At 71.0% G+C, this 9,985-nt stretch carries 10 protein-coding genes and 2 pseudogenes; 5 read left to right on the forward strand and 7 right to left on the reverse strand.

Annotation, left to right across the window (positions count from 1 at the left end; translation table 11 throughout):
• Together ACFYT4_RS35590 and ACFYT4_RS35595 are read right to left on the reverse strand one after the other, a co-directional pair.
• The coding region (locus ACFYT4_RS35590; protein ID WP_389278890.1) for a transposase at positions 1-684 on the reverse strand (684 nt) is incomplete at its 3' end.
• 85 nt (positions 685-769) lie between these two features.
• Positions 770-922, reverse strand: coding sequence for a hypothetical protein (locus tag ACFYT4_RS35595; protein WP_389278893.1), 153 nt, complete (start codon positions 920-922; stop codon positions 770-772).
• A 197-nt stretch (positions 923-1,119) separates the two neighbouring features.
• On the opposite strand from ACFYT4_RS35595, the gene ACFYT4_RS35600 reads away from it, so the two are divergent.
• Entirely contained in the window at positions 1,120-3,357 is a 2,238-nt protein-coding gene (locus tag ACFYT4_RS35600; RefSeq protein WP_389278896.1) for a PQQ-binding-like beta-propeller repeat protein, read from the forward strand.
• Positions 3,358-3,511: 154 nt separating this feature from the next.
• Here ACFYT4_RS35600 and ACFYT4_RS35605 read toward each other — a convergent pair.
• A pseudogene (locus ACFYT4_RS35605) lies at positions 3,512-3,748 on the reverse strand (pyridoxamine 5'-phosphate oxidase family protein); the annotation flags it as partial.
• Between the two features lie 229 nt (positions 3,749-3,977).
• Entirely contained in the window at positions 3,978-5,516 is a 1,539-nt protein-coding gene (locus ACFYT4_RS35610; protein WP_389278899.1) for an MFS transporter, read from the reverse strand.
• A gap of 199 nt (positions 5,517-5,715) precedes the next feature.
• On the opposite strand from ACFYT4_RS35610, the gene ACFYT4_RS35615 reads away from it, so the two are divergent.
• Entirely contained in the window at positions 5,716-6,654 is a 939-nt protein-coding gene (locus ACFYT4_RS35615) for an RNA polymerase sigma-70 factor (protein WP_389278902.1), read from the forward strand.
• 221 nt (positions 6,655-6,875) lie between these two features.
• Entirely contained in the window at positions 6,876-7,202 is a 327-nt protein-coding gene (locus ACFYT4_RS35620) for a recombinase family protein (protein ID WP_389278905.1), read from the forward strand.
• Between the two features lie 48 nt (positions 7,203-7,250).
• Here ACFYT4_RS35620 and ACFYT4_RS35625 read toward each other — a convergent pair whose 3' ends face one another.
• Both ACFYT4_RS35625 and ACFYT4_RS35630 read right to left on the reverse strand, forming a co-directional pair.
• Positions 7,251-7,505, reverse strand: coding sequence for a hypothetical protein (locus ACFYT4_RS35625; protein ID WP_389278908.1), 255 nt, complete (start codon positions 7,503-7,505; stop codon positions 7,251-7,253).
• Positions 7,506-7,591: 86 nt separating this feature from the next.
• Positions 7,592-8,266, reverse strand: coding sequence for a hypothetical protein (locus tag ACFYT4_RS35630; protein WP_389278910.1), 675 nt, complete (start codon positions 8,264-8,266; stop codon positions 7,592-7,594).
• A gap of 304 nt (positions 8,267-8,570) precedes the next feature.
• Here ACFYT4_RS35630 and ACFYT4_RS35635 point away from each other — a divergent pair, with 304 nt between their 5' ends.
• Positions 8,571-8,933, forward strand: a complete 363-nt coding sequence (locus ACFYT4_RS35635; protein WP_389278913.1) for a hypothetical protein — start codon at positions 8,571-8,573, stop codon at positions 8,931-8,933.
• 68 nt (positions 8,934-9,001) lie between these two features.
• On the opposite strand, the gene ACFYT4_RS35640 is transcribed toward ACFYT4_RS35635, so the two are convergent.
• Positions 9,002-9,409, reverse strand: a complete 408-nt coding sequence (locus tag ACFYT4_RS35640) for a hypothetical protein (protein WP_389278916.1) — start codon at positions 9,407-9,409, stop codon at positions 9,002-9,004.
• A 498-nt stretch (positions 9,410-9,907) separates the two neighbouring features.
• Here ACFYT4_RS35640 and ACFYT4_RS35645 point away from each other — a divergent pair.
• A pseudogene (locus tag ACFYT4_RS35645) lies at positions 9,908-9,985 on the forward strand (GNAT family N-acetyltransferase); the annotation flags it as partial.

Consider the following 9,985-nt stretch of genomic DNA (forward strand, 5'->3'; position numbering starts at 1 on the left):
TCCGCCGCGGAGGAGCGGTTCGGTCGGGTTTGCCTGGTTAGGCTGTCGTCGTGAGCGGGCGTCCGCCCCAGCGGATGCCTTTCTCGCTGCGGATGGGGGCGCGTTCCTTGCGTTCGGCGGCCAGGACGTCGCTGTGGCGGGCGTTGGCGTTGCGCCAGCGCAGGTAGGCGTGCAGGGCCCGAGTCTGCACGTCCAGGTCGCGGTGGCGTCCTGCTTCTCGGAGTGCGCAAGGACCAGCACGCCGTCGATGTCCACGATCACCGAGCCGTCGGCGGCCGGACCGTTCGCCCCGGCCAGTTCCCAGGCCCGCGAGCGTACTTCGGCCCGCGCCGACCGGATCGCGGTGAGCGCCTTCGGCCCGGCTGCGGCAAGGGCGTCGATGAGCCGTGAGACCGTCGGGTCGGATGCCACCGGGCCGAACACGTCGCGCTCGGCCCGCAGCGTGGCGACATCGGCGAGGCAGTCCCCGCCCAGAGCTGTCGCGAGCGCGACATCCAGCAAGACCTTGCCCGGATCGTGCACCGCCCGCGGCTTGCGCCACGGCGCCAACGCCGTCGATATCGCGGTGTCCAGGGCCAACTTGCGGACCGTCTCGGCCAGCAGCACCGCCCCGCCCTGCGAGACCGCCCCGCTGCCACCGCCCTCGACGCGGACACGCGGGTACAACCCGATACGCTTACTCACCTGGAGAGTGCTTCTTTCCATGCAGCCAACAGGACCCTAGACAAGTCCCATCGTTGCAGGTCAGGAGCACTCTCCGCTTATTTGATCAACCATCGGACCACCCACCTCGTGAAAGCCCGAGGCTAAGCCTGGCGACCTGGCCCACCGAGCGGTCACCGCGCCGGCACAGCTCGACGACGATCTCGGCCTTGGACTCCGGCGTGAACGAGCGGCGAAGGCGAGGCTTCTTCTTCCCCATGCTCTCCATGATGGACATCCTCCTGGGGGCTGAACCCCTGATCTCGACTGTCAGTCAAAACGGATCAAGTCCAGTGGAGGGTGAGTTGGGGTGGCTTCCCCCGCTGACGTGAGTCTCCTCGTACAGCACAATGACCTGTGGGTTCGAGGGGCCGGTGGGGCGGACGTGTTCCGCGGAGCGACGGGGGAGCTGGGGCGATGGAGCCGCTGCGCGCGGGAGATCCGCGCGGGATGGGGCCGTACACCCTGGTCGGCCGACTCGGCCAGGGCGGGATGGGTGTCGTCTATCTGGCTCGCGCGGCCGGTGGGCGCACGGTCGCCGTCAAGACGGTGCACCCCACGATGGCCGACACCCCGGGGTTCCGGGAGCGCTTCGCCCGCGAGGTGCGCGCGAACCGGTCGGTGGGGGGTGCGGGCACCGTCCCCGTCGTCGACGCGGACATCGGCGGTACGGTCCCCTGGCTGGCCACCGCCTATGTGCCGGGCCCGTCGCTGAGCGACGCGGTGGCCGCGCACGGCGGGCTGCCCGCTCCCGCGCTGTGGCGGATGCTGCACGGGCTGACGCGGGCGCTCACGGTCGTGCACGAGGCGGGGCTGGTCCACCGGGATCTGAAGCCCAGCAATGTGCTGCTCTCCCTGGAGGGCCCGCGGCTGATCGACTTCGGCATCGCGCGTGCCGTGGACGAGACGGCTCTCACCGGCACCGGGCTGGTCATCGGCTCACCGGGCTTCATGCCCCCGGAGCAGGCGAGGGGGGAATCGGTGGGGCCGGCGGGCGATGTCTTCTCGCTGGGCGCCGTGCTGACCTTCGCGGCCACCGGCCGGCCGCCCTTCGGTACCGGCGCTGCCCATGAACTGCTGTACCGGGTGGTGCACGAGGCGCCTGACCTGGACGGGCTGCCGCCGGACCTCGCCCAGGCCGTGGAGCGGATGCTGGCGAAGGTGCCCGGGCCACGGCCCGGGGTACGGGAACTGACCGAGCGGGCGGCCGCCGCCCTCGCCCCGGCCGGGGGCGGCGGCACCGACTGGCTGCCCGCGCCGGTGGTGCGGACCATCGCCGAGCGGGCGGAACGGCTGCTCCACCTCGATCAGGACGTACGCCCGGAACAGGCGGAGAAGGCGGACGAACCGGCGGATCCGCGCGGTGGGCAGGCCGGGCACGAGCGGCGTCCGCCGAGTGAGGCGGAGACCACCCCCCGCCCGGCGCCCGCCGCCACCGCCTCGCTCACCGAACCGGGCAGCCCCACGGTCGACAGTCCCACCGCGCCCGCGTCGCTCCCGCTGCCCGGTCTCGGCCGCCGGCTGATGCTGCGCAGCCTCGGCATCGGCGTGATCGGCCTCGGGGCCTGGGGCGTGTGGCAGGTGAGCGGACGGCTCCTCGGGGAGGAAGACGGGAGCGGGGCCCGGAAGGTCCTCGAACCCTCGTGGCAGTACGACCACGACTGGTCGTTCATCACTCCCGTCACCCCCGGACCCGTCGGGTCCCTGCTGTTCGGGGACAGCACCGGGCAGCTGGTGATGGTGGACGGGGTCAGCCGCAAACGGAAGTGGGCCGTGAAACCCACCGTCCCGCCCCAGGCCGTCATGATGGGCGGCAGCATCAGCAGACGCGTGGTCGTCGTCAAAGGCATGGACGACTCCTTCCACGGTTTTGACCCCGAATCGGGCGAAACCCTGTGGAAGCGCCCGCGTCCGAGCACCAGTACACAGGTTCACGATCTGGACATCAACGGCACCATGGTCGTGGTCCACGGGAGTGTCAGAATCACCGCGGTGGAGCGGATCGACACCGTCACCGGGACCACGACATCGTCCAGCAGCCTGAATCTCACCGGCGACTGGGTGGTCGGCAGCGGCTCCGAACTCCAGCTGTACGACCTCACGGGCGAGGTTCTCAGGAGGGTCTCCACCGAGGACGGTTCGATCCGGGACGAGGAGAAACTGCCCTCCGGCATCGCGTCCGTGCCGTACGTGCGGGAGGGCGTCGAGTACTACCGCACCCCGCGGGGCGTCATCGCCCGGCCGTCCCCCGGCGGCGACGCCCGGACCCGCTGGTCCTTCGAGGCGGACACCGACGACGTCGCCCCGCCGTCGACCTCACCGGCGCTCGTCGACGGCGCCGTCGTCTTCGACTACGGCGAGGCGGTGTACGCGGTGGACCGTGACAGCGGAGAACTCCGGTGGAAGTACCTCGCGGACGATGCGCTCAACGGCTGGCTGGGGTTGTTCGAGGAACAGGACGACAAGGTCTTCGTCCTGTCGGGCAAAGGCACGCTGTACGCCATCGCCACGGAAACAGGACGGCCGCTGTGGAGCCTCAAGGGAAACCGGACCGGGGTGGGGGCGGGATCCCCGCTCCTGAACGGAACGACCGTGGTCACCACGGTGGGCAAGACGGTGTACACCCTGGACGACGAAGGGCCCAAGTGGGCGTGAGCGGCGCCGTACAGCCGCCGGGGCGAGCGGGTCTCCGGGCCCGTTGAACGCCGCCGCGCGATCTCACGGGTGCGGCGGGCGGGTTCTCAGGGGCTGTTCACCGGGGCGCCCGCGTGGGCCGTGATGTGCGGCGGCGCGCTGATGCCGTCCGGGGGCCGGTGCGGACCTTGACGGACGCCTCGTCCAGGGACAGGGCGAGCAGCGCGGTGGCCGCGAGTTCCTTGCGGCTCGGGTGGCGGGCGTAGTCCCACTGGCCGGGGGTGGCGTGCTCGGTGAGGCAGCGGAGACCGGTGAGCTTTTCCTCGGGGTCGGTGAGGAGGCGGGGGGTGCCGTAGATCATGGCGCTGCGGTAGTTCACCCCGTGCTCGAACACCGAACGGGCGAGGACCGCCGGCTCCGTCACCATCGCCGCCAGTGAGATCGTCGCGGAGGAGGTGGTCCCGACGCTGGTCGGCTCGATCGGCTTGGTCGCCTCGGTGCCGCCCACCACCGCGCTGGCCGCCGCCCGGGAACGGACCGTCCCCTCCGGGGGTGGTGCGGCGGGGGACGGCAGCGCGGACGGCGGTGGCCCCGGCCCGTCCGGGCCACGGCCGCCGCCGTCCGCGCGGCTGAGCGCCGCCTCAGTGGACCTCCGCCGGAGGGGGCAGGGGTGTGCGCACCGGCTCGGCGTCCTCGGCGCCGCCCGTGCTCTCGGGGTCCTCGGTGACGGCCTGGTGTTCGGTGCGCGGCGTGTTCATCAGGACGGCGACGATCAGCGCGCCGGCCAGGAGGATCCCCGCGGCCCAGGTGCCGGCTGTCATGAAACCCTCCAGCATCGCCTGCTTGGCGAAGGCCGGGCCGCTGCCCTGCGAGGCATGCGAGGCCGAGTAGTCCGCGGTCGCGCCGGTGGCGATGGTGTTGAGAAGCGCGGTGCCGATCGAGCTGCTGATCTGCTGCGCGGTGTTGACACCGGCCGAGGCGATGCCCGCGTCGCGCGGGTCGACGCCGTGGGTGGCGTAGTTGAAGGCCACCGGCATGATCATGCCGGCCCCGAGGCCGAGCAGGAGTCCCGAGACCAGCACGCCCTCGGCGTAGCCGGTGTCGGTCTCCATGGTGCGCAGCCACAGCATGCCGGAGGCGATGAGCAGCATGCCCGGCACGATCAGCAGCCGCGGCGGAACCTTGGGCAGCAGCCGGGTGGCGAGCCCGCCGGCCGACATCAGGACCGCCACGGTCATCGGGAGGAAGGCCACGCCTGTCCTGATCGGCGAGTATCCCTTGATGACCTGCAAGTAGTAGGTCATGAAGAGAAACGCCCCGAACATCGCGACCATGGCCAGTCCCACGCTCAGATACGCCCCGCCGCGGGTTCGGTCGGCGATCAGGCGCGGCGGCAGCATCGGCTGCGACACCCGGCTCTCGACGAAGCCGAACGCGGCGAGCAGCACCGCGCCCCCGGCCAGCAGACCGATGACCTTCGCCGAGCCCCAGCCGTCGGACTCCGCCTGGCTCGTGCCGTACACGATCGCGACCAGCCCGCCGGTCACCAGCAGCACGCCGGGGATGTCGAACCGGGCCCTGCCCCCGCTCCGCGACTCGGCCAGCATCGTGTACCCGCCGGCCACCGCGATCAGGGCGATCGGCACGCTGATGTACAGGCACCAGCGCCAGTCCAGGTAATCGGTCAGCGCCCCGCCGGCCAGCAGCCCGATCGCGCCGCCCACGGCGGTGATGGCGCCCCAGACCCCGAACGCCTTGGCGCGCTCCTTGGGCTGAGTGAACGTCACGGTCAGCAGCGACAGCGCGGACGGCCCGAGCAGCGCGGCGAACCCGCCCTGCAGGGCACGGGCGCTCAGCAGCATCTCGAAGTCGTCTGCCGCGCCGCCGAGCGCCGACGCGCCGGCGAAGCCGAGCAGTGCGATCAGGAAGGTCCGCTTGCGGCCGGTGTAGTCGGCGATCCGGCCGCCGAGCAGCAGCAGGCCGCCGAACGCCAGCGTGTACGCGGTGATGATCCACTGCCGGTCGCCGTCGGAGATCCCCAGATCCCGTTGGAGTGACGGCAGCGCGATGTTCACGACCGTCCCGTCCAAAACGATCATGAGCTGGGCCAGCCCAATGAAGAACAGCGCGGCCCAGCGGCGCGAATCGGCCGCCGGGTCCTGCGCCTTCGTGGTTGCCATGACTTCGTCCTCACTCGTGGTGTTGCCTGCCGCACGGATCGTTCGCGCGGCGTCCTGACGATCACAAGACGCCCGCGCCCCGGGCCCTGTAACAGCGCGGGCGTATGACGTGGGTCATCGCTCGTGGGTGTTACAAAAAGGTGGGGAGCGGCGTCTAGTGCGTGTGGCAGGACCAAGGTTGAACAGGCGGGAGCCAGGCATGAGACAGCGCAGCGAACGAACGACCGACACAGCCGAGCCGCTCGATCGTGCAGACCCCGTGGATTCGGCAACCGAGGTGTTCGTTGCCCACCGCAACCTGCTGTTCACCGTCGCCTACGAGATGCTCGGCTCGGCCGTCGACGCCGAGGACGTCCTGCAGGAGACCTGGCTGCGATGGGTGGGCGTCGATCCGGCCACCGTCCGGGAGCAGCGCGCCTACCTGGTGCGGATCGCCACCCGGCAGGCGCTGGACAGGCTGCGTGCGCTCAATCGGCGCAAGGAGTCCTACGTCGGGCCGTGGCTGCCCGAGCCGCTGCTGACCACGCCCGATGTGGCCGAGGACGTCGAACTGGCCGACAGCGTCTCAGTGGCGATGCTGCTGGTGCTGGAGACGCTTCAGCCGATCGAGCGGGCGGTGTTCGTGCTGCGCGAGGTATTCGATCTGGCCTACGAGGAGATCGCCGAAGCCGTCGACAAGACCACGGCGGCGGTCCGCCAGATCGCCTACCGGGCACGCGCGCACGTCGCCGCGCGCCAGCCACGCGGCGTCGTCTCCCCGGCCGAGACCCGGGCCGCACTCGGGGCCTTCCAGCGCGCGGTTGAAACCGGCGACCTGCAGTGCCTGCTCGACATTCTGGCGCCGGACGTCGTCGCCCTGAGCGACGGCGGCGGAATCAAACATGCCCTGCTTCGGCCCATCGTGGGGGTCGGCAAGGTGGCTCGCCTGCTGGCCGCCGGCTGGTGGAAACGCGACGCCGAAAGGTCCGTCGAGCTGGTACAGATCAATGGTGGCCCGGGGCTGCTCGTCCGCGTCAACGGGGAGATCGACGGCGTGGTGGCGGTGCGGGTCGAGAACGGCTGCATCACCGGCGCCTACCACGTGCGCAATCCCGAGAAGCTGTCGCGTGTGGAGCGGGAGACCGCCGTGAGCCGCTGAGGCCGCAACGACCTACAGCCTGCTGCGCCCTGAAATCACACGCGGCCACTGCCACAGCACAGCCACCACACCAAGGCATCCCGGCCCGAGCTCGACCGCGTGCTGTCGCTCCTGAGCTCCGGCGACACGTTGAAGATCACCCGGCTGGATCTACCGTCACGCTCGGTCCAGCACCTGATCAACCTCGGCGCCGGCTGCGCGCCGCCGGGATCGAACTGCACGTGGTCGAGCAGGGCATCGACATCTCCACCAGGGAGGGCCGCGCCATGTTCGGCATGCTGAGCGTGCTGGCCGAACTGCAGCGCGAACTCATCGTCGCCAACACCGACGACGGCCTGGCCGCCGCCCGTGCCCGCGGCCGCGTCGGCGGCCGTCGCCCCGAACTCACCCAGCGGCAGCTCGACCAGGCCCAGAAGATGTACGACGACGGCACCCACACCGCCGAAGAGATCGCGCAGGCCTTCCAGTGTCCCGCCCCACCCTCTACCGGCACCTCACCGCCCACCATGAGGGCCGCGACTGCGCCAGTGTGGCCGGGTCCATGGTGATCACGGCGTTTCCACTGGTCACGGGCGTGGAGCGGGTACCGGCATCCGTCACGTCCGGGGCGCTCGTGACGCCTTCGCGTACCCGCTCGCGATAGGCGGCCTGCGGCAGGCCGGTCCGCAGAACCGCGCGTCCTCGCGGGGGCCGTGCCCGAGGGCGGAGCGTTTGCCGCACGCCGGACAGTGCGCGACGTACTCGGTCTCGACACCCAGGTGATACCAGAGGCCGATGGCCACGGTCCCGGCCTGGTGGCGCGCCACCGTCTCGCCGCGGCCTTGTGCGCTGGGGAGCAGACCGCTTGTCACTGCGGGAGCGTACCGGCAGCGGCTCGGAGCAGAGGACGTACGCGCAGCGGCGTACCCTCCCATGTCTCCGCCGTGCGCCTGCAGGCTCAGCTCACGAACTCTTCGTCGCCGTAGCGCACCTCGACCGTGTTCCAGTCCACGCCGAGGTCCTTCGTGAACTTCTTGGCCAGGGGCAGGTCAGCGAGCGGGGCGACGAGGATGAGCCGCCCGTCGAGGGTGACGGAGCCGCCTCCGAGCTCATCGCGGGACTCGGGGTTCGCGAGCAGCGTGTCGTGCAGACGATCGGCGCTGACGCCGGGAGCCTGGATTTCGACCGCGTCGGTCTCCGGCGAGGTGCGCGGCAGGCAGCGGAAGGTCAGCACCGACTCCTGGTGGTACTGCTTGGCGATGACGCTGGCGATGTGGTGCAGCCCGTCCCGGCCGACCTTGTTGACGTCGAACTCGCGGGAGCGCTCATAGGTGGCCTGCTTGAGGTCGCCGGACCAGAAGACGCCGTCGAGCAGTTTCGAGGCGCGGGGCCGCGCGCCGTTGGCATGGATGATCCCGCGCACTTCGTGATCGAAACGCGTCAGGCGGGTCTTGAGCCGGGGGTCGGCCGGATCCGTGATGATCGCGGTGTTGTTCGTAGCGAAGATCTGCCCCGCTGGGCAACCACGACCTGCCGTGCCCGCCTGTGCGCTTTCCGCGCCCGCGACCCCCAGCGTCAGGGCGGAGACCGTGACCAGAACGCGCAGCTGACGCCATAGGGTGACTTTCCTCATGCGGTGATCAACGATCTCTGGAGGAGTTCGTTGCGCCTGCCGCAGGACCGGTCCGCTGTTCAAGTGCGTGGGAGTGTGCGACATCCCGTGGGTTGCTCTGAGCCTTGCTGGGTCCTCAACCTTGTGGCCAGGTGGTTTGTCCTCTCTCCGGCAGCAGCTCGTGGGCTGACGTAACTTCGGGATTCCTGAAGCGTTCTCACCGTGTCTGATCGGTTCACGATAGGAGTGAAGGTGAGGGGGCTCGGGTTGGCGCTGGCTGTCGTACGAGCGGATCACCGCCGACCCGGCCGGGGGCGCTGGCGCGGTGTGGCGCAGGCTCGGATGCGACGGGTGGCAGACGCTCACCCAGGCCCTGGACAACCCCGACGGCGACCGCCTGTACGCGGTCCAGCTTCGGGAGGCCCGCCAGCGCCTGGCGGAGCGGGAGGCGCGGCGGCCGGTGTGCATGGGCTGCGGGGCGAAGTTCACCGACGAACGCTGGCAGCAGGTGAGCCAGTCCGCGTGGCCCGGGAAGTGGGACGACCTGTGCGAGCCGTGCGCGAAGGAGGCCGCCGACCGTGTGGAGGCTGAGCGCGTCGCGCAGCGCCAGGCGGAGGACGTTGTGGCCGGCCAGGCGGCCGGAGCGGAGACGTCGAAGGCCCGCGGCCTGTTCAGGCGTCGCGGGTAGCCGCGGGCGATCCCAGGGAGTCTGGGCAAGCCGCTCTGTGAGAGTGGCTTGCCCGGAAGCGTCCGGGCTCAGGAGTGTGGAGAGCCGAGTGCCGGAGGGTTGCTGTGGCGGCGAAGCCGGGGCCACAAGGGGTGGCCCGTGAGGGCGTCGAGCAGGGTTGCGGCCACCGACCGGTCGACGGTGCGGGTGCGTTTCACTTCGTCGATCACGAAGGGCATCTGCCGGGCCCACAGCTCGCGGGCGGCCATGTTCATCCGTCGGCTGACGACGCCCAGGGCCGTGAGGGCCGGCTTGCCGGTCAGATGCGGGGAGAGGTACTCCGCGATGACCTGCCCCCGGACGCCGGGCCGGCCGGGCTCCGCGCACACCCGCCACACCACGTCCAGCTCCTCCACGGTGTGCAGCGACTTCACCCAGGACCGCAGCGTCTCCTCCGTCCAGGCCGGGAGGTCGAAGCGGCCAGGCGGCTTCCACACCACGTCCTCCGGGAGCACCACGGGCCGCCCGCCGGGCTCAGGCTGTGACTTCCCGTAGGCCGCGCGCACTCTCGGCGTTGTCCCAGTCCGTGACAGCAAGGTTCCGCACGCGAAACCCCCTGAGCATTGGGGCAGCGGCCTGGCCCTCGTTCATCGGGGGAGTCAAGGGCAGTGGATCCCTCGCGTTCTGACCCCCTCGGTCTGCTGACCTTCGGCCGACGGCGGGAGGTCAGCAGGCTCGGCCTCGGCGGCGAGTCGTACGCGCCGTTGGCTGTCGCGCACCCCTGCGGGGTGTCCTCAATCGCCGGACGGGCTGGAAGTGCGCGCCCTGGCCCGCAGGTTCGACACTGCCGAGGTGGGGGCGCTCGCCGACCCGGGTGAGCACAATCAGCCTCGCCGGCGTTTGAGGCGCGGGCGCCGCACCCGCAGGGCGTGGGGGGTGGTCCGGGCCCCCCGGGGGTGGGGTGGCGCGGCGGCGAGGTCCGGCAGGATGGGGGCATGACCGAGATCCGCACTCCCCGCCTCATCCTCCGCCGCTGGCACGACGACGACCTCGCCCCCATGGCGGACATCAAC

The sequence above is a fragment of the Streptomyces sp. NPDC004609 genome (assembly GCF_042873655.1).
GTDB lineage: Bacteria > Actinomycetota > Actinomycetes > Streptomycetales > Streptomycetaceae > Streptomyces.